Annotated in this window: 23 protein-coding genes; 22 read left to right on the top strand and 1 reads right to left on the bottom strand. The window is 41.9% G+C overall.

Features of this window, described 5'->3' with window-relative positions; all coding sequences use genetic code 11:
• Positions 1–8 precede the first annotated feature (8 nt).
• From hisC to ypjB, 11 genes are all read left to right on the top strand, one after another.
• Positions 9–1106, top strand: a complete 1098-nt coding sequence (gene hisC / locus MHH41_RS10175; RefSeq protein WP_050943978.1) for a histidinol-phosphate transaminase — start codon at positions 9–11, stop codon at positions 1104–1106.
• A 113-nt stretch (positions 1107–1219) separates the two neighbouring features.
• Positions 1220–2335 carry a prephenate dehydrogenase gene (locus MHH41_RS10170; protein ID WP_137055041.1) on the top strand — a complete coding sequence of 372 codons (1116 nt, stop codon included), beginning with the start codon at positions 1220–1222 and terminating at the stop codon, positions 2333–2335.
• 10 nt (positions 2336–2345) lie between these two features.
• Positions 2346–3632, top strand: coding sequence for a 3-phosphoshikimate 1-carboxyvinyltransferase (gene aroA, locus MHH41_RS10165; protein WP_212045965.1), 1287 nt, complete (start codon positions 2346–2348; stop codon positions 3630–3632).
• Positions 3633–3923: 291 nt separating this feature from the next.
• The gene (locus tag MHH41_RS10160) at positions 3924–5195 is read left to right on the top strand and encodes a tetratricopeptide repeat protein (RefSeq protein ID WP_340866268.1); all 1272 of its coding nucleotides are present in this window, start codon (positions 3924–3926) and stop codon (positions 5193–5195) included.
• Positions 5196–5270: 75 nt separating this feature from the next.
• On the top strand, positions 5271–5810 hold the full coding sequence (locus MHH41_RS10155; protein ID WP_003215573.1) for a ReoY family proteolytic degradation factor: 540 nt from the start codon (positions 5271–5273) through the stop codon (positions 5808–5810).
• Between the two features lie 61 nt (positions 5811–5871).
• Complete coding sequence (locus MHH41_RS10150) at positions 5872–6318, top strand: YpiF family protein (RefSeq protein ID WP_044141115.1); 447 nt, start codon at positions 5872–5874, stop codon at positions 6316–6318.
• Between the two features lie 144 nt (positions 6319–6462).
• The gene (locus MHH41_RS10145; RefSeq protein ID WP_007500911.1) at positions 6463–6969 is read left to right on the top strand and encodes a ubiquinol-cytochrome c reductase iron-sulfur subunit; all 507 of its coding nucleotides are present in this window, start codon (positions 6463–6465) and stop codon (positions 6967–6969) included.
• Between the two features lie 2 nt (positions 6970–6971).
• The gene (gene qcrB / locus MHH41_RS10140) at positions 6972–7646 is read left to right on the top strand and encodes a menaquinol-cytochrome c reductase cytochrome b subunit (protein WP_003215804.1); all 675 of its coding nucleotides are present in this window, start codon (positions 6972–6974) and stop codon (positions 7644–7646) included.
• 42 nt (positions 7647–7688) lie between these two features.
• Positions 7689–8456 carry a menaquinol-cytochrome c reductase cytochrome b/c subunit gene (locus tag MHH41_RS10135; RefSeq protein ID WP_003215888.1) on the top strand — a complete coding sequence of 256 codons (768 nt, stop codon included), beginning with the start codon at positions 7689–7691 and terminating at the stop codon, positions 8454–8456.
• Positions 8457–8556: 100 nt separating this feature from the next.
• Positions 8557–9150 carry a DUF1405 domain-containing protein gene (locus MHH41_RS10130; protein ID WP_050943853.1) on the top strand — a complete coding sequence of 198 codons (594 nt, stop codon included), beginning with the start codon at positions 8557–8559 and terminating at the stop codon, positions 9148–9150.
• Positions 9151–9215: 65 nt separating this feature from the next.
• Positions 9216–10019, top strand: coding sequence for a sporulation protein YpjB (gene ypjB, locus MHH41_RS10125; protein ID WP_044141118.1), 804 nt, complete (start codon positions 9216–9218; stop codon positions 10017–10019).
• A 30-nt stretch (positions 10020–10049) separates the two neighbouring features.
• Here the strand turns inward: ypjB and MHH41_RS10120 are convergent, their stop codons facing one another.
• Positions 10050–10922 (bottom strand): YitT family protein, encoded by an 873-nt coding sequence (locus tag MHH41_RS10120; RefSeq protein WP_003215598.1) that lies wholly within the window; start codon positions 10920–10922, stop codon positions 10050–10052.
• A 137-nt stretch (positions 10923–11059) separates the two neighbouring features.
• Between MHH41_RS10120 and MHH41_RS10115 the strand changes: the two genes are divergently transcribed.
• The 11 genes from MHH41_RS10115 to dinG all read left to right on the top strand — a co-directional run bounded on the left by MHH41_RS10115 (position 11060) and on the right by dinG (position 21813).
• Complete coding sequence (locus MHH41_RS10115; protein ID WP_024422788.1) at positions 11060–11395, top strand: nucleotide pyrophosphohydrolase; 336 nt, start codon at positions 11060–11062, stop codon at positions 11393–11395.
• A 5-nt stretch (positions 11396–11400) separates the two neighbouring features.
• Positions 11401–12204 carry a 4-hydroxy-tetrahydrodipicolinate reductase gene (gene dapB, locus MHH41_RS10110; RefSeq protein WP_226803632.1) on the top strand — a complete coding sequence of 268 codons (804 nt, stop codon included), beginning with the start codon at positions 11401–11403 and terminating at the stop codon, positions 12202–12204.
• Between the two features lie 17 nt (positions 12205–12221).
• A complete protein-coding gene (gene mgsA, locus MHH41_RS10105; RefSeq protein ID WP_050943855.1) occupies positions 12222–12641 on the top strand; it encodes a methylglyoxal synthase in 420 nt (139 codons plus the stop codon).
• Positions 12628–13338, top strand: coding sequence for a bacillithiol biosynthesis deacetylase BshB1 (gene bshB1, locus MHH41_RS10100; protein WP_137055047.1), 711 nt, complete (start codon positions 12628–12630; stop codon positions 13336–13338). The genes mgsA and bshB1 overlap by 14 nt, the downstream gene beginning before the upstream one ends.
• Entirely contained in the window at positions 13335–14480 is a 1146-nt protein-coding gene (gene bshA / locus MHH41_RS10095) for an N-acetyl-alpha-D-glucosaminyl L-malate synthase BshA (protein ID WP_050943857.1), read from the top strand. Before bshB1 ends, bshA begins: the two co-directional genes overlap by 4 nt.
• On the top strand, positions 14473–15675 hold the full coding sequence (locus tag MHH41_RS10090) for a CCA tRNA nucleotidyltransferase (RefSeq protein WP_050943858.1): 1203 nt from the start codon (positions 14473–14475) through the stop codon (positions 15673–15675). Before bshA ends, MHH41_RS10090 begins: the two co-directional genes overlap by 8 nt.
• Positions 15648–16631: a bifunctional biotin--[acetyl-CoA-carboxylase] synthetase/biotin operon repressor gene (locus tag MHH41_RS10085; RefSeq protein WP_003215865.1), complete on the top strand. Its 984-nt coding sequence runs from the start codon at positions 15648–15650 to the stop codon at positions 16629–16631. Before MHH41_RS10090 ends, MHH41_RS10085 begins: the two co-directional genes overlap by 28 nt.
• A gap of 197 nt (positions 16632–16828) precedes the next feature.
• Complete coding sequence (gene panB, locus MHH41_RS10080) at positions 16829–17668, top strand: 3-methyl-2-oxobutanoate hydroxymethyltransferase (RefSeq protein ID WP_050943859.1); 840 nt, start codon at positions 16829–16831, stop codon at positions 17666–17668.
• Positions 17665–18531, top strand: coding sequence for a pantoate--beta-alanine ligase (panC, locus tag MHH41_RS10075; RefSeq protein WP_340866263.1), 867 nt, complete (start codon positions 17665–17667; stop codon positions 18529–18531). Before panB ends, panC begins: the two co-directional genes overlap by 4 nt.
• A complete protein-coding gene (gene panD, locus MHH41_RS10070) occupies positions 18524–18907 on the top strand; it encodes an aspartate 1-decarboxylase (protein ID WP_034620444.1) in 384 nt (127 codons plus the stop codon). The genes panC and panD overlap by 8 nt, the downstream gene beginning before the upstream one ends.
• A gap of 113 nt (positions 18908–19020) precedes the next feature.
• Positions 19021–21813 (top strand): ATP-dependent DNA helicase DinG, encoded by a 2793-nt coding sequence (dinG, locus tag MHH41_RS10065; RefSeq protein ID WP_050943861.1) that lies wholly within the window; start codon positions 19021–19023, stop codon positions 21811–21813.
• Positions 21814–21881: the final 68 nt, after the last annotated feature.

Below are 21881 nucleotides of genomic sequence, written 5' to 3'. Positions count from 1 at the left end.
TGAAACTTTTGCAAATCAAAGATCAATTAAAACAACTAAAACCGTATCAACCTGGGAAACCAATTGAAGAGGTCAAAAAAGAATATCAATTAGACAAAATTGTGAAATTGGCTTCAAATGAAAACCCTTTTGGATGTTCCGCTCATGCAAGAGAGGCGATACAAGCTGAGCTTGAACATTTAGCGATCTATCCAGATGGATACAGCGCAAGTTTAAGAACAGAGCTCGCTGAGTTTCTTCAAGTAAATGAAAAACAATTAATATTCGGGAATGGCTCAGATGAACTTGTGCAAATTATTGCTAGGGCATTCCTTGACCAACATACAAATACCGTCATCCCAGCTCCGTCTTTTCCGCAATATCGTCACAATGCGATCATTGAGCGGGCAGAGATTCGAGAGGTGCCGCTTTTAGACGGAGGAGCTCACGATCTGAAGGGCATGCTGGATGCGATTGATGAGAACACGAAGGTCGTCTGGGTATGCAACCCGAATAACCCGACGGGAAATCATTTGTCAGAATCTGAGCTTGTGGCGTTTTTAGATCAAGTACCAGCTCATGTGCTTGTAGTACTAGATGAAGCATATGTCGAATACGTTCGTGCGGAAGACTTTCCGAACAGCTTATCTTTATTACACAACTATCAAAATATTATCGTACTCCGTACGTTTTCTAAAGCGTATGGACTGGCCGCGCTTCGAGTAGGCTATGGCATTGCATCAGAAGAGTTGATTACTGCGATTGAACCAGCGAGAGAGCCGTTTAATACGAGTCGTATCGCTCAGGCAGCAGCTCGTGCAGCGATAAAAGATCAGGACTTCATTCAATCATGCAGACAAAAAAATGAAGCAGGTCTCAAGCAATATCAAGAATTTGCTGACCGTTTTGGACTATTTATTTATCCGTCTCAAACAAACTTCGTGCTGATTGATTTTAAAAGAGATGCAGATGAATTATTCAATGCATTATTGAAAAAAGGCTACATTGTTCGTTCTGGTAAAGCACTTGGTTTTCCAACGTCTTTACGTATTACGGTCGGAACAATGGAGCAAAATGCAGAAATTCTAAGTACACTTGCTGATTTAATGCAAGGCATTCGAGCGTAGCATAACCATAAAGTCATATCCTTTTACAGGATATGGCTTTCATTGTACCAACCTCATACATATAAGCTGTTGAAATGGCTTTTTTAATTTTCGCGAAAAAACAGGTGATGAACATGAATGATGCAAATGAAACAATATTAATCGCTGGACTTGGTTTAATTGGAGGTTCCATCGCACTGTCGATTAAAAAAGAGTATCCTCATAAAAAAATTGTTGGATACGATGTGTCCAAAGAACAAATGGTTGCAGCAACAAAGCTGGGTATCATTGATTTAGCAGCTGATTCATTTGCGGCAGGTTTGGCTGAATCTGCGACTATTATTTTGGCAACACCAGTTCAGCAAACAGTCAATATGCTTCGTGATATTGCAAACTCTGGAATTGAGAGAGAGCTCACAATTACCGATGTTGGCAGCACAAAGCAAAAGGTTGTCCATTTTGCTGAAAAAACGCTTCCTAAGCACTATCAATTTATTGGTGGACATCCAATGGCAGGCTCTCACAAGTCAGGTGTTATAGCAGCGAAAGACTTTTTATTTGAAAATGCGTTCTACATTTTAACGCCGGCAAAGGAAACAAACCGCGAGGCTGTTGATCGTTTGAAGGACTTGTTAAAAGGTACAAATGCTCATTTTATTGAGATGACCCCAGAAGAACATGATGGTGTAACAAGTGTGATTAGTCATTTCCCTCATATTGTTGCAGCCAGCCTTGTGCATCAAGCACATCATTTTGAAGAACAATTCCCACTTGTCAAACGGTTTGCTGCTGGAGGCTTTCGTGACATTACACGTATTGCGTCAAGCAACCCTGCAATGTGGCGAGATATCCTTCTGCACAACAAAAACAAGATTTTAGACCGGTTCCATGAATGGAAAAAAGAGATCGATCGCATTGAGACCTTTGTACAGCAAGAAGACGCTGAAGGCTTGTTCTCTTATTTTCAAGAGGCAAAGGAATATCGTGATGGACTTCCTCTGAGGAAAAAAGGTGCCATTCCTGCTTTTTATGACCTTTATGTGGATGTTCCAGATCACCCTGGGGTCATTTCGGAGATTACAGGACATTTAGCAAATGAGAGCATCAGTATTACGAATATCCGTATTATTGAAACGCGGGAAGACATTAATGGGATTTTACGCATTAGTTTTCAAACAGAAGACGACCGTAAACGTGCAGAGATCTGTATAAAAAATAGAGCGAATTACGATACATTTTATGCTGACTGAGGTGACAAATATGAAAATTCATAAACATGCTCCTATGAATGGAGTCATTCATATTCCAGGTGATAAATCCATTTCTCATAGATCAGTGATGTTTGGTGCAATTGCTGATGGGACGACAGTGGTGAAAAACTTTCTCCCTGGAGCCGATTGTTTAAGTACGATTGATTGTTTTAGAAAAATGGGCGTTGAAATTGAACAAAAAGGGACAGATGTTGTGATCCGTGGGAAGGGACTGAAAGAGCTCAAGGAGCCGTCTGACGTCCTCGATGTCGGGAATTCTGGTACAACCATTCGATTAATGATGGGAATATTAGCTGGTTGTGAGTTTCACAGTACACTGATCGGTGATGAGAGTATTGCTAAAAGACCAATGCAGCGAGTAACAGGTCCACTTAAACAACTAGGAGCGAAAATAGATGGCAGAGCAAACGGCGAGTATACGCCGCTTTCTATTCGTGGCGGCCATTTAAAAGGTGTCTCATATGAGTCTCCGGTGGCAAGCGCCCAAATTAAGTCCGCTGTCCTTTTAGCAGGTCTTCAAGCAGAAGGAACAACAACATTAACTGAACCGCATAAATCAAGAGATCATACAGAAAGAATGCTCTCTATGTTTGGTGTGAAACTAGACGAAGATGAACAAAGTGTTTCCATTGTAGGCGGTCAAACATTAAAAGCAACAGATATATTTGTTCCTGGAGACATCTCCTCAGCTGCATTTTTCCTTGTTGCTGGATCTATTGTTCCTAACAGCCGAATTGTCTTAAAAAATGTCGGGCTAAACAAAACAAGAACGGGTATTATTGATGTTCTGAAACAAATGGGTGCGAATCTTGAGATCAATGAAGTAGATGCAAAAGGCGGAGAGCCATATGGAGATTTAACGATCTCTACCTCTTCATTAAAAGGCATCGAAATTTCTGGTGATATGATTTCAAGACTTATCGACGAGATTCCAATTATAGCGCTTTTAGCGACACAAGCAGAGGGAACAACGATCATTAAAGATGCTGCTGAGTTAAAAGTAAAAGAGACCAATCGAATTGATACAGTCGTGTCAGAACTTAAAAAACTCGGTGCTGATATTGAAGCAACAGATGATGGTATGAAGATTCATGGTAAAACCACGCTTCAAGGCGGCGCAGCCGTGTCAAGCTACGGAGATCACCGAATCGGTATGATGCTGGGGATTGCTGCTTGCATCACAAAGCAAGCGGTTGAGATTGAAGATACAGATGCTGTACGCGTCTCATACCCGAATTTCTTTGAACACATTGAATACTTAACCAAAACAGTCTGAGGATGTCCTCAGGCTTTTTCTTTCCTTATGCATATTTGTAAGGAATATAGCATAGCTTGTCTCAAGATGAAACCTGGAAAAAAATCATTTTATCTGATCAAAAAATGAATTTCAGGTGTTTTCAGTTTACAAAACTTCCGTTTCGTAAAGGATGAAATGAAAACCAGTCTTTAAAACACAAAAATGGGTTCATTTTAAAAGTGCAACATATTTGCTGGATGAGTACCTGTCGATTATGATATGAAGTAACAATAGTTTAGGTTTTTGGAAAACAGAAAGGAACGGTTTGATTTGAATAGTTCATTACAAGAAGCCATAAAATTAGTTGAGGCGGGTGAGACTGAAAAAGGACTTCAAACACTTGCTCAGGCAGAAAAGCATTTGCATGATGAAGAAAAGGCGCAGGCAGCTCAGTTATATTATGATTGGGGAGATATCGATAAAGCGAGAAATCTCATCAGTGATTTACATGATTTATATCCAGAGGAAACGGGGTTAACATGTTTTTATGCAGAACTGCTGATTGACTCTGATGAAGAAGAAAAGGCGATTTCGGTATTAGAGACGATTCCTAAAGATGATGATGCCTTTCCAGAGAGCCTACTGTTAATGGCAGATTTGTATCAAATGCAAGGACTATTTGAAGTCAGTGAACAAAAGCTCTTAAAAGCAAAAGAGCTGCTTCCAAATGAAGCCATTATTGATTTTGCGTTAGGTGAATTGTATTTTTCGCAAGGTCTTTCAAAGAAAGCGGCCGACTATTTCTACAAGGTCGCAGATCAACAACATGAGGTTGGCGGCGTCAATGTTTATCAGAGGCTCGCTGAATCACTCAGCACAGCTGGAGAATTTGAAGATGCGCTTGAATGGTACGAAAAGGCAGTGAAAGATCAAACAGATCCGAATACACTTTTTGGCTACGGATTTACAGCGATGAGGGCTGGACGAACGAAAACAGCCATTCAGCAGCTTTCAGAACTAAAAGATATTGATCCATCTTATTCGTCTCTATATATGCCTTTAGCGAAAAGTTATGAGGAAGAAGGACTATATCACGAGGCTTTAGAGGTAGTAAAAGAGGGTATTAAAATTGATGAGTATAACAAAGAATTATATTTATATGGTGCAAAGATTGACTTGAAAAATGGGGATTCAGAAGATGCGAAAAAGCTGCTTCAAGAAGCACTTGCTCTTGATCCGGGATATATTGAAGCGATTCAAACATTGCTCGCGATCTATTTAAATGAAGAGCTTTTTGATGAAATTCTGGATGTCATAAAAGAGGTTAAAAGCTTTGGGGAAGATGATCCAAAATGGAATTGGTATGCTGCATCTGCATCTGTTGGACGAGAAGAATACAAAGAAGCAGCTGAGTACTTCAAGCTGGCTCTGCCTGATTTTGATGAGGAACGTGACTTTTTATATGAATACGCATCGTTCCTTTTAGAAGAAGGCAGACAAAAAGAAGCATTGCCGCTATTACGCAAAGTTCTTCAGAAAGATGGCACGAATGAAGAAATCGAAGAAACGATTTTAAGAATTGAAGACGAAATTTCCTTATAGTTTGCAGGAATGAAGAACTGGTTTGTTGAATAATTCATGTATAGCAATTTAATTTACGATAGAGGAGGGAATAACATGCAGACCCCTGTTTCTGTCAATGAAAAGAAGGAATTCATCCGGTGGTTTTTAAACCATTATCAGTTAAAGCGAAGAGAGTGCGTTTGGATATTAAATTATTTAATGAGTCACGACTCTTTGATGGAAAAGGTTCATTTTGTAGAGCAAGCAGAATTTTGCCCAAGGGGAATCATTATGTCAACACACTGTGTGGATGAAGTTCCCTTTAGATTTTATAAAGAGAATATCATGACGACAGATGCTGAAAAGTCATTTCATGATATTCGTTTGAATAAACAGCAAGATTTGTTTATTCAATTGAATTTCCGTTCTGCTTATCGTTCGCCGGAATATGCAGCTGTGCTTGAAACAAATCCTCATATTCCAAAGGATCTTTATGAGAATGAAAAAGATAAGGATCTTGCGGAGAAAGTGCTTGAACACTCGATCGCAACTTTCCAAAAAGAACGGCTTATGAAAGAGATAGATGAAGCACTTGACCGTCATGATCAAGAAACATTTAATAAGTTAGCAAGAGAATTAAGCCTATTGTCATAAACTGAACGAATAAGCCTTGCCCTATCCAGGCAGGGCTTATGTCATGAAAGAGGGGAAATTGATGAAGTTTCAAGCGGAGGATGCAGATCGCTTTTTGCAATCTAGAGATTACATTGATACCGCTATCATTCCATTAGTTGGAATAGATGTGAATCAAATCAAACAAACCGTATCTTTAGGGGAGTTTACCATTCTTGTAACAGAGGAACTTGAAAGACAGTTGAAAGGGCGGGTCTTTCTTTTTCCACCACATACATATGTAGAAGCCAATGACCGAAAACTAGAAGACATCTTCACGATGAAGCAGTCGCTAGAAGATCATTTTCAGCATGTTGTGTTGATCTCATCTGATCACCAATGGAAAGAGCATGCGGCGGTTAGTGAATCACTATTTTTGTTAAAGCCGGTTCCGCTCGAGCATTTAAAGGTAGAATTAAAGCAAAAAATTGTTCAAGACAGTGTAGAACAAATTTTGAACTTTTTGTTACAAAAGTGGAACCCTTCATAAAAACCCTTACATTTGCATTGTACATAGCTTTTTAGGATGTTGACCTTGTGAATAGATTGATATATTATGAGGGTGTCCTAGTTTTATGAAATTTTTTCTAATTCAGTTATAAAGTAGCTGACGACCTGAGGGGGGGAGAAAAAAATGAGCGAGAAGAGACATGGAGTGTCCAGGCGTCAATTTTTGAATTACACGTTGACCGGCGTGGGGGGATTTATGGCCGCTGGAATGCTCATGCCTATGGTTCGCTTTGCGCTTGACCCTGTGCTAAAAGGAACAGAGGATCAGGATATGGTTCAAGTTGTCAGTGTAGATGAACTGACGAAGGAACCGAAGCGCTTTGACTTTAAAATTGATCAAGTAGATGCATGGTATGAGTCAAAGGAATCTAGGTCAGCATGGGTGTACAAAGAAGGGGATGAAATTGTCGCTTTATCGCCTATCTGTAAACATTTAGGCTGTACAGTGAACTGGAACAGTGATCCGAAAAATCCAAACAAATTTTTCTGTCCATGCCACTATGGGCTGTACGACAAGGATGGTACAAACGTACCCGGAACTCCGCCACTTGCACCGCTTGATCATTATAAGCAGCAAGTGAAGGACGGATACCTCTATCTTGGAAAAGCTGTGCCGAAAGGGGAAGGGTAACGATGCTTAACAAGATTTATGATTGGGTAGATGAGCGGCTAGACATTACACCAATATGGAGAGATATTGCGGATCATGAGGTGCCAGAGCATGTCAATCCAGCACATCATTTCTCCGCTTTTGTGTACTGTTTTGGCGGTTTAACGTTTTTTGTGACAGTCATTCAAGTCCTTTCGGGCATGTTTTTAACGATGTATTACGTGCCGGATATTAAAAACGCCTGGGAATCTGTCTATTATTTACAAAATGAAGTGGCATTTGGTCAGATTGTCAGAGGGATGCACCACTGGGGTGCGAGTTTAGTTATTGTCATGATGTTTTTACATACGCTAAGGGTCTTTTTCCAAGGGGCGTATAAAAAGCCTAGAGAGCTCAACTGGATTGTTGGTGTGCTCATTTTCTTTGTGATGCTTGGACTTGGTTTTACAGGTTATCTCTTGCCATGGGATATGAAGGCGCTATTTGCAACGAAGGTTGGTCTTCAAATTGCAGAAGCGACGCCTTTCATTGGTAAAGAGATCAAAACGCTGCTTGCAGGTCATCCTGACATTGTAGGGGCACAAACGCTGACGAGATTTTTCGCTATCCATGTCTTTTTCTTGCCAGCGGCATTATTTGGGCTGATGGCTGCCCACTTTATTATGATTCGTAAGCAAGGAATTTCTGGACCGCTATAAAAAATTTGCGTTTGATGAATGTTCAATGAGGAGGGGATGACTTTGCATAGGGGAAAAGGGATGAAATTTGTCGGAGACTCTAGAATTCCGGCAGAAAGAAAACCTAACATACCTAAAGACTATTCCGAATATCCGGGAAAAACAGAAGCCTTTTGGCCGAACTTTCTTTTAAAGGAATGGCTTGTAGGTGCCGTTTTTTTAATTGGATTTCTTGTCCTAACTGTGGTTCATGCACCTCCGCTTGAGCGGATGGCTGATCCAACAGATACCGGCTATATTCCGCTGCCAGACTGGTATTTCTTATTCTTGTACCAGTTATTAAAATATGAATTTGCTGCAGGTGGCTATACGGTAGTTGGTGCGATGATTATGCCTGGGATTGCGTTTGGTGCACTGTTGCTCGCACCATTTCTTGATTCTGGTCCTGAACGCAGACCGTATAGAAGACCGGTTGCAGTGGGGATGATGATCCTTGCAGTCGGCGCAGCAACATATTTAACGTGGGAGTCTGTTGCTACTCATGATTGGGAAGCAGCGGCAAAGCAAGGTGAAATTAAGAAAGAAGCAGAGATTGATACCTCAGCGGAAGAGTATAAAATTTATCAGGAGCAGACATGTATCTCCTGTCACGGGGATAACATGCAGGGCGGAGCAGCCGGACCGTCACTTGTTGACAATGGTCTTGCACCTGAGGAGATCGCTAAAATCGCTGTTGAAGGAAAAGGTAACATGCCTAAGGGTATCTTTAAAGGCAGCGATGAAGAACTTGAAAAGCTGTCTAAATATTTATCTGAGGTCAAATCTAAATAATTCAGTTGTTTAAATGCAAGTACAAGGATATACTCAAAAGAGAAAAAGCTGGCGCTGTCAGCTTTTTTCTGATTTTAATAGATCGTGAGTGAAGAGACGTATGAGATGGATTCAATATCTGCTAGCCACGCGCTATATGCTTGTGCTAGTCTTGATAATCAATTTCCTTGGCACTGTGTACGGCTACTATTGGTATATTCCACAGCTTGTAGAGACGCCGGCTATCTTTTTAGCTTTTGTTCCAGACAGTCCAACGGCAAGCTTTTTCTTTTTATTTGTTCTACTTGCTTTTTTGATGAAACGAAACGCTCCTTATTTTGAAGCACTTGCCCTCGTGACCTTAATGAAGTACGGGTTATGGGCTGTAGGAATGAATATCTTTGTCCTTTTATCTGTGGATGATTTTCCGTGGGAAGGGTACATGCTGATTGGGTCCCACTTTGCGATGGCGGTTCAAGCCGTATTGTTTGCACCTTATTATCGTTTTAAAATGTGTCATTTGGTGGTAGCTGGCATATGGATTTTACATAATGATGTGATTGATTATGTATTTGGTATGATGCCGCGTTATTCTATGCTGTCTGCCTATACAAACGAGATCGGCTACGTCACGTTTTGGTTAAGCATTGCCGTTCTTCTTGTTTCGTATTATTTCGTCCTATCGAAAAAATCGGTCAAGCTCGAACTCCCTTAACAATATTGGTCTAACCTTGTCCTTTTCTTCATACGCTGTATGGAGAAGGGCTAGGAGGGACTTGCATGAAACGAAAGCCAATCGCGATGATTCTATTATTTTTTCTCGTATTACAGCCATCTGTTGCCAAAGGCGAGGAAACAGCCGCTAGTGTGCTGCAAGAATTAACGGAACTATCAGATTCAATCTTTCAATTAACGAGACAAGCTAAATATGATGAGGCGTTACAGGTCGCATTGTATGTTGAAAAGACATTTAAAGCTGAGAATTGGCGCGGAACGCTGACAAATACGCAGATTCGGCAAATTACAGTTGGCTATCAAGATATCATAAAAGGGCTGCCACAAGAAGAATTGAATGAGCGCGAAAAGCTTCGTTATGCCTCTCAGTTTAGAATGCTGCTCGATGCGATCCAGTCAGACTCTGAGCCACTTTGGGGTTCGCTGGAGAAGCCCATTATGGGGTCTTTTCCTACGTTGAAAAAAGAAGTGAAGGATCCGGAATCAACGACGTTTTATGAAACTTGGAATGAGCTGGTTTCTTTATACGATATGATCTATCCGAGTTTAACCATTGATGTTTCGCCTGAAAAGCTGCAAACGATTAAGCAGCATATGGAAGTGATTGAGCAAGGTGAATTTTTAAAAGCATCAAGTGGGACAAAGCTTGAGCGCCTCACGAAGCTTGAAGAGGATTTATCGAGTGTATTTGCCCACGTTGATCAAGATGAGGCTGACCCATCGCTTTTATGGGTCATTTTAACAACGGGAAGCATCATTTTATTAACGTTAACGTATGTTGGATTTCGGAAATACCGTGCTGAAAAAGAGAAGAAGCAAAAGCGACAAGCTGATTATCCGAAATCATAAAAAAGAAGCACCATTTTTGGGCTTCTTTTTTTAATGCGGATTGAGCGGCTTTTTGTGTTCATCTAATGTGAAGCCTTCACCAAGCACATCATGCACGTCACTGACGGATACAAACGCATGAGGATCGACTGAGGTCACGACGCTTTTGAGATGGACAAGCTCGTTTTTTGGGACGACGCAATAAAGAACGTTGCGCTCCTGTTTTGTATAGGAACCGACCCCTTTTAAAATGGTCACACCCCGCTCCATTTCCTCTGTGATTTTCTTTTGAATGATGTCATCTTTTTCAGATATGATCATGGCACCTTTGGCTGCGTAAGCGCCTTCTTGCATGAAGTCAATGACCTTCGCAGCAACAAATACTGCGACGAGTGTATACATGGCTTCTTTGTAATTTAAATAAGTAAGAGAAATCGTAATGACGCAAGCGTCGAAGATGAACATTGTTCGTCCCATAGCTACTTGATAATGCTTGTTGATGAGTCTTGCGATGATGTCCACACCGCCGGTAGTACCGCCGAACTTAAAGATGATCCCGAGGCCTGTTCCGATAAACACACCTGCAAAGAGTGCGGCTAGGGCCAAATCGTGCTGGAGAGGCATATGTATTTGAAAGCGCTGGAAGATGGCAAGAAAGACAGAAAGACTGACAGTACCTACAATTGTATAAGTAAACATCGTTCTGCCGAGCATTTTCCAGCCGATAAAAAAGATCGGAATGTTTAAGACAAGGTTTGAAATGGATGGGTCAATGTGGAATAGAAAATATAAAAGCAGTGTAATACCTGTAAATCCGCCTTCCGCCAAATTGTTCTGCATATTAAAATGAACAAGACCGAAAGAAAAAATCGCAGATCCTATTAAAATAAAGACGATATTTTTAAGACGAATTTCTTTTAGCAAGAGACCACTCCTTTTTTTGCTTAGACAGCGATAATATTATATGGTATGGGAGAGAAACAAGCAAACTGAGTTTTAAACATTTGTCAAATATTTATGATTTCGCTAACATGTAAGAGATGGATAGGAGGATGAGCTTGATGACGAAAGAAAAAACGCTGCGTCACGTGCAGCAAGAAGTAGATGATTACATAGGACAATTTAAAGAAGGCTATTTCAGCCCGCTTGCCATGATGGCCCGTCTGACAGAAGAATTAGGCGAGCTGGCAAGAGAGGTTAACCATTACTATGGAGAAAAGCCGAAAAAAACAACGGAAACAGAAAAAAGCATGGAAGAAGAAATTGGCGATGTTTTGTTTGTGTTAACATGTCTCGCTAATTCACTAGATATATCACTAGAGGAAGCACATGATCGTGTGATGCATAAATTCAATACAAGAGACAAAGACCGCTGGACGAAAAAAGAAGGGAAGTAGAGACGATGACGAACCAAACCATCAAAGTAGTAATCGCTGGAGCAAGAGGAAGAATGGGGATAGAAGCTGTGAAGCTGGCAGAAGAAACGAGCCATTTTGAGCTTGTGGCAGCCCTTGATCACGCGCACGAAGGAAAAAAATTAGCTGATGTGATTCATACGACATCTGAGGCGCCGATTTATACAGATATTGATGTGTGTCTTTCAGAGACAGCACCTGATGTATTAATTGATTTGACGACACCAGAAATCGGGAAAGTACATACAAAAAAGGCGCTTGAACATGGCGTGCGTCCAGTCGTCGGAACCACTGGTTTTTCTGAAGCTGACCTGAAAGAGCTCCAGCAATTAACAGAAGAAAAGGGCATAGGCTGTATTATTGCGCCAAACTTTGCTGTCGGTGCGGTCTTAATGATGAAGTTTGCCAAAATGGCAGCGAATTACTTTCCTGACGTTGAAATCATTGAGCTTCATCATGATAAAAAACTTGATGCTCCGAGCGGTACTGGGCTTAAAACAGCTGAAATGATTGCAGAAGTCAGAGAAAGCAAAAAGCAAGGACATCCAGAAGAGAAAGAATTAATCGAAGGTGCACGAGGCGCAGATTATGACGGTATCCGTCTGCACAGCGTAAGACTTCCGGGTATGATCGCACATCAAGAAGTACTGTTTGGAATGGACGGACAGACGCTCACCATTCGTCATGATTCTTATAATCGTGCCTCATTTATGTCAGGTGTAAAGCTTTCAGTTGAACAGGTTATGCACATTGATCAGCTTGTCTATGGTTTAGAAAATATCATCGACTAATAAGGAGTGGATTCCTGATGAACATTGCTTTAATCGCTCACGATAAGAAAAAAAGTGACATGATCCAATTTGCCATTGCGTACCGTGATATATTGGCAAATCATACACTTTACGCAACAGGGACAACAGGTTTGAGAGTGAAAGAAGCGACGGGGCTTCCCATTCATCGTTTTCAGTCAGGACCACTTGGAGGAGATCAGCAGATTGGTGCTTTAATTGCTGATAATGCAATGGATCTTGTGCTCTTTTTTAGAGACCCGCTTACCGCGCAGCCGCATGAACCGGATGTATCTGCACTTATTCGGCTATGCGATGTGTATACCATTCCACTTGCCACCAATATGGGGACCGCAGAGATTTTAGTCAGGAATTTAAATAAAGGTACGTTTGATTTTCGAGATGTAGCAAAAAACGGAGGAACAAATGAAACGACTTGATATCCTTGCATTCGGAGCCCATAGCGATGATGTAGAGATCGGTATGGGCGGAACGATTGCAAAATACGTAAAAAAAGGGGCGCGTGTCGGAATTTGCGACTTGACCCAGGCTGAATTATCCTCGAATGGAACGGTAGAGAGCCGTAAAGAGGAAGCGAAAGCGGCTGCCGCCATTTTAGGCGTGTCAACGCGAATCCAGCTCACGCTGCCAGACAGAGGTCTTTATTTAAATGACGAAGCAATGAAGGACATTGCGGGCGTGATTCGTACATACAAACCGAAGCTAATTTTTGCTCCGCATCACCAAGATCGGCATCCAGATCATGGTCATGCGGGTTCACTTGTAGAAGAGGCTGCTTTTTCGGCAGGTATACATAAATTTGAAGATTCATACAAGCAGCCAGCGCATAAAATAAGTCAGATGTATTATTACATGATTAACGGCCATCATCGTCCAGATTTTGTGATTGATATTTCTGAGGAAATGCACCAAAAGATTGATAGCTTGCATGCGTATCAAAGCCAATTTGTAAAATCGGCGCATTCAGTGGAGACACCTCTTGTGAACGGGTATATTGATTTTGTGAAAATGAGAGAGTCTATGTATGGAAGAGAAGTCAATAAAGCTTATGCAGAAGGGTTTATCACAAAGAAACCACTTTTGATCGATGACGACTTACTTGGGGGGGAATTATGAAAAAACTAAAGGTCGGAATCACTTGTTATCCAAGTGTCGGCGGATCGGGCATTATTGCGACGGAACTTGGAAAACGTTTAGCTGAAAAAGGGCACGATGTTCATTTCATTACCTCAAGTATTCCGTTTAGGCTCAATAAAGTGTATCCGAATATTTATTTTCATGAGGTGGATGTCAATCAATATGCTGTTTTTCAATATCCACCTTATGACCTTGCACTAGCTAGTAAATTGGCGGAAGTCGCAAAACGAGAGAAGCTCGATATTATTCACGCGCATTATGCGGTCCCTCACGCCGTCTGTGCGTTCTTAGCCAAGCAAATGACGGGACACACAGTGAAAGTCGTTACCACGCTTCACGGGACGGATATTACGGTTTTAGGCTATGATCCATCTTTAAAGGAAGTGATTCGGTTTGCCATCGAATCATCAGACCGGGTAACAGCTGTGTCGCATTCATTAGCTGCACAGACGTATGATCTGATTAAACCGGATAAAAAAATCGATACGATTCATAATTTCGTCGATGAGCGTGTGTATTTGCGTGAAGATCATGAAGTGCTGAAGAAACATTATGGTCTCATGCAGGACGAAAAGGTCATCATCCATGTATCGAACTTCCGAAAGGTAAAGCGGGTGCATGACGTGATTCATGTCTTTAAAAAGATTTCTGACCAGGTGCATGCAAAGCTGCTGCTGATTGGTGATGGTCCTGAAAAGTCGGTCGTATGCGATCTTGTGAAAAAGCTGGAACTAACTGATCGTGTGTTGTTTTTAGGAAAGCAAGAGAAGGTAGAGGAGCTTTATTCAATTAGTGATTTGAAGCTGCTGCTTTCTGAGAAGGAGAGCTTTGGGCTTGTACTTCTTGAAGCAATGGCCTGCGGTGTCCCTTGTATTGCAACAGATGTTGGCGGAATACCAGAGGTCATTGAACATGGAGAGACAGGTTTCCTTGTCCCGCTCGGCGATATAGAAGCGGCAGCTAAACACGCAGTCTCAATACTCAAAAACAAAGCGCTTCATGAGCAAGTGTCAGCGGCGGCCCAGTCTAGCGTTCAAGCCCATTTCTCTTCTGAAAAAATAGTGAGTGAATATGAAGAGCTTTACCTAGAATTGATCGAAGGTGATGATGAAGATGAATGAACCATTCACACATGCGATCCCTATTTTACATACACTGCACGAACATGGGCATCAGGCTTACTTTGTCGGCGGAGCAGTGAGAGATGTCCTGTTAGGCAGGGAAATCGGTGATATTGATATAGCAACAGATGCAACGCCTGATACGGTCGAGTCTTTATTTGAAAAAACAGTTGATGTTGGCAAGGAGCATGGCACTGTCATTGTGTTACATGATGGGGTCAGCTATGAGGTGACGACGTTTCGAACTGAATCAGAATATGAAGATTTTCGCAGACCGAAAGAAGTGGCGTTTATCACATCCTTGAAGGAAGATCTTTTAAGAAGAGATTTAACAATCAATGCGATGGCCATGGATATACATGGGGAGATTATTGACCATGTAGAGGGAAAAAAGGATATTGAGCGGAAACGAATTCAAACCGTAGGAGATCCTGCGTGCCGCTTTCAGGAAGATGCGCTTCGTATGATGAGAGCGGTCCGTTTTTTAAGCCAGCTTGGCTTTGAGCTCGCTCCTGAGACGGCTGAAGCGATGGAAAAAGATAAGCGCCTCCTTGCCAACATATCCGTTGAACGCAAAAAGATTGAAATGGAAAAGCTTTTAAAAGGTCGTTATTGTGAGCGGGCGATCAAGATGCTCGTTTCTACCAAATTGTATGAAGAATTGCCGGGTCTCAAAAAGGATCGTCTGCAAGAATCCTTTCAGTCATTTCCGTATTATTTACTGGATGGACTGGAAGAGGTATGGGGGGCTGTTATCCATTTGCTTGGCTTAGATGAAGCGGAGGCTGTGCTCTTCTTAAAAGAATGGAAGCTGTCAACAAAGCTTTTGAAAGACGCTGTGGCTATTAGTCAATACGTCGATTGTGACTGGGATGCGGAGAAGATGTTTGAGGCTGGTGAACACGTGCTCTTATCTAGCTTGAAGATCTCACAGCTAAAAAACGAGCGCCGCATTTTCTTTGACGAGCTGGAGGCAGCAAAGCGTTCTTATGATGCACTGCCGATTAAAACGCTTCAAGACCTCGCTGTTTCAGGAAAAGATTTAATGGCCTTTCGGCAAAAGACATCAGGAAAATGGATCGCAGAAGAGCTTGATTTGGTAAAAAAAGCCGTTCTGCACAATCATTTAGAAAACCGAAAAGAAGCCATAGAGGAGTGGCTTACAGCATGCGATCAGCAATTAGAAAACGATTAATCGAACTATTTACAGCATCTAGCCAGGATTTTGTCTCAAGTCAGCAAATTTGTGATGAGCTTGGCTGTTCTCGAACGGCTGTCTGGAAGCATATAGAGGACCTCAGAAAAGAGGGCTATGAGGTAGAAGCCGTCAGAAGAAAGGGATATCGCCTGCTGCGTAAACCGGACAAAATTAGTGAGGACGAAATTCTGTTTGGTCTCGACACAGAGAGCTTTGGCAGGCACATTTATTTTCAGAAAGAAGTCGCCTCCACCCAGCTGATTGCCCATGATCTTGTAAATGAAGGTGCGCCCCACGGTACGCTCGTTGTCAGTGATCATCAGACAAACGGGAAAGGCCGCCTTCAAAGGATGTGGCATTCACCAAATGGGACAGGCATCTGGATGAGTCTCATTCTACGGCCTGAAATTCCGCTGCACAAAGCGCCGCAGATGACGCTTTTAGCATCTGTAGCCATCGCAGAAGCCATTGCAGAGCAAACAGGACTCAGTCCATCCATTAAATGGCCAAATGATATTTTGTTAAACGGGAAAAAAGTCGTTGGCATTCTGACTGAATTAAAAGCAGAGGCGGACCAGGTTCATGCGGTGATTATTGGCCCGGGAATTAATGTGAACCAAACGGCTGATGACTTTCCGGATGAACTAAAGGATGTCGCCACGAGCCTGCGAATGGAATTGAATGAAAAAGTGGACCGTGCTGCGCTCATCCAACAGATCATGTCCACCTTTGAAAAAAGGTATGCTGATTATATGAAGCAAGGATTTGCGCCCATTAAACAATTATGGGAATCGTTTGCGATGACGATCGGGCAGCATATTGTGGCCCGCACCGTCAATGGGCAATACACTGGAAAAGCGCTCGGAATCAATGAAGAAGGTGTTTTATTGCTTGAAACGGAGGAAGGGATCCAAAAAATCTACTCCGCAGACATCGAGATCAAGTCAACTTAAGTGGAACACCCGGCACATTTTTGATATACTTCGTGTGGGCAGTATCTGAAAAGAGCTGTACCTGTTAGAAACAAAAATTTGATAAATTTCTGCCTTGATCCTAAGGGACTTGGACAGAGGGATGATTCGCCGCGCATGAGAGATCAAAACATGTGATGTGAGGCAAGCCATCTCCTCTCCAGAATGAGGAGGAACAAATGAAGACAAAGCTAGATTTTTTCAAAATGAAAGAACAAAATGAACCAATTGTAATGCTGACAGCATACGACTATCCATCTGCAAAGCAAGCAGAAAAAGCGGAAGTTGACATGATCTTAGTCGGTGATTCACTTGGGATGGTTGTACTTGGACTCGATTCGACAGTACAAGTCACGATCGATGACATGATTCATCACACAAAAGCAGTGAAAAGAGGCGCAAAAGACACATTTATTGTGACGGATATGCCATTTATGTCTTACCATTATTCATTAGCAGAAACATTGAAAAACGCAGCACGCATCATGCAAGAAAGCGGTGCGGATGCCTTAAAGCTAGAAGGCGGAGATGGCGTATTTGAATCCATTCAAGCTCTCACAAGAGGCGGGATTCCTGTCGTCAGTCATTTAGGCCTCACACCTCAGTCAGTTGGAGTACTTGGCGGGTATAAAGTGCAAGGAAAAGACCACGAAAGTGCGCAGAAATTGATTGAAGACAGCTTAAAATGTGAGGAAGCTGGTGCGATTGCACTTGTGCTTGAATGCGTACCTGGCGAACTGACAAAACGAATTACCGACATGCTGAAAATTCCTGTGATCGGGATTGGTGCAGGGGCTGAGGCAGACGGACAAGTTCTCGTTTACCATGATGTGGTAGGATACGGGGTGTCTAGAACACCTAAGTTTGTGAAACAATACGCGCAAATTGATACTGTATTAGAAGAAGCGCTTATTCAATATACGAAAGAAGTAAAAGGACACACATTTCCAGAAGACAAGCATACATTTCATATCAAAGAAGAAGTCCTTGATGGTTTATATGGGGGGATCAAAAAATGAACGTTGTCACCCATATTCACGAGTTGAAGGAATTGATCAAGCTGCATCAAGAAAAACAGCATTCCATCGGCTTTGTTCCAACGATGGGTTTTCTTCATGAAGGACATCTGACGCTTGCGAAAGAAGCAAGGGATCAAAATGACATTGTGGTAATGAGCATCTTTGTCAATCCTTTGCAGTTTGGACCGAACGAAGACTTTGAATCCTATCCAAGGGATATGGAAAGAGATCAGCACCTTGCAGAAGAAGCAGGGGTAGATATTTTATTTACACCTGATGTGAAAGAAATGTATCCAAATGAACCATCGATCACGATGACGGTTCAAAAGCGGACTGATGTCTTATGCGGGAAAAAACGCCCAGGACATTTCGACGGCGTTGTGACTGTGCTGACAAAGCTATTTCATCTTGTAGCACCAACAAATGTATACTTTGGTTTAAAGGATGCACAGCAAGTCGCTGTGATCGATGCGATGATCAAGGATTTCTTCTTTGATCTTCATCTTGTCTCAGTGCCGACAGTTAGGGAAGAAGACGGTTTAGCGAAAAGTTCAAGAAATGTGTACTTGTCTGATAAAGAAAGACAAGAAGCTCCTGCTTTGTACCGCGCATTGAAAAAAGGACAGTCAGCGGTTGAAAAAGGTGAACGTGACGTCAGTCGCATTTATCAGTTGGTAGAAGAAGAAATTCTTCAAACGAGCGGGGAAATTGATTATATTGAGATTTACTCCTATCCAGAGCTTGAGCCGCTTCAGCAGTTAGCAGGTCAGGTCATCATTGCGATTGCGGTGAAATTCTCACGGGCAAGACTGATTGATAATGTGATATTCCATGTTCCTGAAAGCGGTGAAAAGCATGTATAGAACCTTTATGACTTCTAAACTTCATAAAGCGACAGTAACAGAAGCAAACTTACATTATGTAGGAAGCATCACCATTGACGAAGATTTACTTGATGCGGCAGGTATGATGGCAAATGAGAAAGTACAGATTGTCAATAATCATAATGGCGCGAGACTTGAAACATATATTATTCCCGGTGAAAGAAAGAGCGGTGTCATTTGTCTAAATGGCGCAGCAGCAAGATTGGTTCAGCCGGGTGATGAAGTGATCATTATCGCTTATGGGATGCTTTCAGAAGAAGAAGCAAAGACACATACACCAAAAGTGGTCGTGTTAAATAAAGAAAATCAAATTGAACAAATGATTGGGCAAGAGCCTGCGAGAACGATTTTATAACGCATGCTGCAATGAAACAGAACAGTTTAAGAAAAGGAGCTGTTCTGTTTCAGCTATTTTTGCCCAGAGCGTGTTTCACTTCGAGTGGAACGAGGAATTGAGGTGTCCATTTTATGGCCGATCAAAGGTTTGTTGTCGTTGATATTGAAACCACCGGAAATTCACCTAAAAAGGGTGATAAAATCATTCAAATTGCTGCGGTGGTCATTGAAAATGGACAAATTGTCGAACGGTATTCAAAATATGTGAACCCGGGAAAAGCGATCCCTGGATTTATTGAACAGCTGACAGGCATTCAGCAGCATATGGTAGACGATGCAGTGTTTTTTGAGGACATTGCCCAAGAGGTGTATGATCTCATTCAAGGCGCTTATTTTGTTGCGCACAATGTTCATTTTGACTTGAATTTTTTAAATGATGAACTAAAAGCATGCGGGAAAAATGAGCTGGATGTGCTAGCGATTGATACAGTTGAAATTTCTAGAATTCTTTATCCAGAGCTTGAAGGCTATAAGCTCACTGAATTAAGCGAAGAGCTCATGCTTCCACATGACCACCCGCACAGGGCGGATAGTGATGCGGAAGTTACTGCCATGTTATTTTTAACCTTACTCCATCAATTAACACATACACCGCCAAATGTGCTAAAGCAGCTGCGCAGATTATCCTCTTATCTCTTAAGTGATATAGGACTTTTAATCCAGCAGCTTGAAACGAGTGATGCTAGCCGCGAAGATTCTTTGGTAGAAGTCGGCTCTTTTGCTGTTAAAGATGTCACCAATTCTGAAAAGGATACGACAGATTCAGTAGGGGAAGACGATGAACAGCTATTTGAGGAGATCAAAAAAAAGCTTCCCCACACAGTGGAAGGCTATGAAGTAAGAGAAGGCCAGCTCAAGATGATGAATAAAGTGAGAGATGTGTTTCATGAAAGAGCTTATGCTTTAATTGAAGCGGCACCAGGTATTGGAAAAACGCTCGCATACCTCATACCAGCTGCATTAGAAGCAAAGAAATCAGGAAAACCTGTCATTATTAGTACATATTCCATTCTTTTGCAGCAGCAAATGCTTCAGCGTGATGTGCCGATTTTAAATCAATTGCTTCCATTTGAGCCAGCAGCCTGTGTATTCAAAGGTCGGGCGCATTATATTTGCTTAGATAAGTTTGAGCATGTGCTGCATGAGGAAGATGATAATTATGATGTGGTCTTAACGAAGGCGCAAATATTAATGTGGCTCCTTGTGACAGAAACGGGTGATTTATCTGAACTAAATTTACCGTCGGGAGCTGCCAATATAAAAGACCGGATTTCGTGTGTGCACATGCCGTTTACATCGAAAAAGCGCCGCTTTAAAGAATACTGCTTTTATGAGCGTGCGAAAAGAAGGGCCAAAACAGCTGATTTAATTTTAACGAATCATCGCCTGCTCTTATCACAAACGGAAGCATCATCTATCTTTCAGCATGCTGACGTATATGTGATTGACGAGGCTCACCAATTTGAGAAAACAGCCAATGAAACGCTAGGGGATAGTGCGTCGTATATTCAGCTTCATGCGAAATTAACGCAGCTTGGCTCCATGCAGGGCGGTCTGTTAAAGAAGCTCAAAAAGAGATTTCACGGTGCCGGCTTACAGACGGACACCTTTATCGAAATGGATGAGTATCTTCATCAGCTTCAAATGGAAAGTGACGCCTTTTTTAGTACCGTTCATTCTTTTGTCAAAAGGACAAAACCAAAAGCAGACATCAATCGTCTCATTCATAGAGTCCGTCATCATTCGAAGCATGCGCAGTGGAAACGGATTAAAGAGACGGCAAGTAAGCTTTGTTCTTTGTTAATTGCTTGTGAAAAGCTGTATGAGCAGCAAAAAAGCGAGCTTCTTCAAAAAAGTGATCAGTTGACAGAGCACTTTGCGTTTGAAGCAGAGGAATACGATCAAGTGATGTCGTTTATGCATACATTTTGCAGTACGCTGTACCGATTCATTTTTGAACCGAAAAACGATGAAACGGTTTGGATTGAGATTGATGCAAAAGGTGCCAAAAATGCTGTCTTTATGCATGCACAGCCGCTAGATACTGGAGAGCTTTTAGCGGATCGATTTTTTATGAACAAAAAAAGTGTTGTCCTCACATCGGGGACACTCACAATCAATGGGCGCTTTGATTATTGCTTAGAACGATTTGGTCTGCAGGATTTTTATCCGCATCTTGTACAGATTGAGTCACCGTTTGAACTTGAAAAACAGCTCAAGGTTATCGTACCAGCTGATATGCCGCCGATTACGAACCGTGATGAGCGCGACTATGTAAAGCAATCAGTACGGAACATTAAGATGATGGAAAAGCAGCATCAAGCGAAAATATTGGTGTTATTTAATTCACATGAGATGTTAAAAGCAGTGTATGATGAACTGAAAACAGAAGGGATGCAAGCCGCCCTTTTTGCTCAAGGTCTGACGGGCGGTAGCCCTGTTAAATTAACGAAGATGTTCAAATTAGCAAAACATGCGATTTTACTTGGTACGGGTAGTTTTTGGGAAGGTGTCGATTTTCCAGGATCAGAGCTGACAACAGTCATTATGGCACGCCTCCCGTTTCGGCCGCCTGATTCACCGCTCATTGAAGCAAAATGTGATGCCGCTAAAAAACAGGGAAAGAACCCGTTTAAAGCCGTTGCACTCCCAGAAGCTGTGTTAACCTTTAAACAAGGTGCAGGACGCTTGCTGCGCTCTGAAAAAGACATAGGGACATTGCTCATTTTAGACCGCCGAGTGAAAACCGCGTCATATGGAAAGCTATTTTTAGAATCACTCCCTCATGCGCCAGTCCACGAGATGTCAAAAGAATCACTTGAGGCGTATATAGAGAAACTCAACAACGAAAAGCCGCTGTCATAAGCGGCCTTTAGCTGGTGTGGGTTTGGAGTTAATTTATCGTAACGGCTTTTTGTGTTCCGTTGTAAAAA

Origin of the sequence: Bacillus sp. FSL K6-1145, from assembly GCF_038003425.1 — a bacterium.
GTDB classification, from domain to species: domain Bacteria; phylum Bacillota; class Bacilli; order Bacillales; family Bacillaceae; genus Bacillus; species Bacillus pumilus.
Note: the sequence above shows the minus strand (reverse complement) of the source record. Positions and strands in the feature narration are given on the sequence as shown.

Coding starts and splice junctions, on each gene's coding strand:
- MHH41_RS10170 (WP_137055041.1), top strand. CDS start 1,220: ATGAATGATGCAAATGAAACAATATTAATCGCTGGACTTGGTTTAATT.
- aroA (WP_212045965.1), top strand. CDS start 2,346: ATGAAAATTCATAAACATGCTCCTATGAATGGAGTCATTCATATTCCA.
- MHH41_RS10155 (WP_003215573.1), top strand. CDS start 5,271: ATGCAGACCCCTGTTTCTGTCAATGAAAAGAAGGAATTCATCCGGTGG.
- MHH41_RS10150 (WP_044141115.1), top strand. CDS start 5,872: ATGAAGTTTCAAGCGGAGGATGCAGATCGCTTTTTGCAATCTAGAGAT.
- MHH41_RS10145 (WP_007500911.1), top strand. CDS start 6,463: ATGAGCGAGAAGAGACATGGAGTGTCCAGGCGTCAATTTTTGAATTAC.
- qcrB (WP_003215804.1), top strand. CDS start 6,972: ATGCTTAACAAGATTTATGATTGGGTAGATGAGCGGCTAGACATTACA.
- MHH41_RS10130 (WP_050943853.1), top strand. CDS start 8,557: ATGAGATGGATTCAATATCTGCTAGCCACGCGCTATATGCTTGTGCTA.
- ypjB (WP_044141118.1), top strand. CDS start 9,216: ATGAAACGAAAGCCAATCGCGATGATTCTATTATTTTTTCTCGTATTA.
- MHH41_RS10115 (WP_024422788.1), top strand. CDS start 11,060: ATGACGAAAGAAAAAACGCTGCGTCACGTGCAGCAAGAAGTAGATGAT.
- dapB (WP_226803632.1), top strand. CDS start 11,401: ATGACGAACCAAACCATCAAAGTAGTAATCGCTGGAGCAAGAGGAAGA.
- mgsA (WP_050943855.1), top strand. CDS start 12,222: ATGAACATTGCTTTAATCGCTCACGATAAGAAAAAAAGTGACATGATC.
- bshB1 (WP_137055047.1), top strand. CDS start 12,628: ATGAAACGACTTGATATCCTTGCATTCGGAGCCCATAGCGATGATGTA.
- bshA (WP_050943857.1), top strand. CDS start 13,335: ATGAAAAAACTAAAGGTCGGAATCACTTGTTATCCAAGTGTCGGCGGA.
- MHH41_RS10090 (WP_050943858.1), top strand. CDS start 14,473: ATGAATGAACCATTCACACATGCGATCCCTATTTTACATACACTGCAC.
- MHH41_RS10085 (WP_003215865.1), top strand. CDS start 15,648: ATGCGATCAGCAATTAGAAAACGATTAATCGAACTATTTACAGCATCT.
- panB (WP_050943859.1), top strand. CDS start 16,829: ATGAAGACAAAGCTAGATTTTTTCAAAATGAAAGAACAAAATGAACCA.
- panC (WP_340866263.1), top strand. CDS start 17,665: ATGAACGTTGTCACCCATATTCACGAGTTGAAGGAATTGATCAAGCTG.
- panD (WP_034620444.1), top strand. CDS start 18,524: ATGTATAGAACCTTTATGACTTCTAAACTTCATAAAGCGACAGTAACA.
- dinG (WP_050943861.1), top strand. CDS start 19,021: ATGGCCGATCAAAGGTTTGTTGTCGTTGATATTGAAACCACCGGAAAT.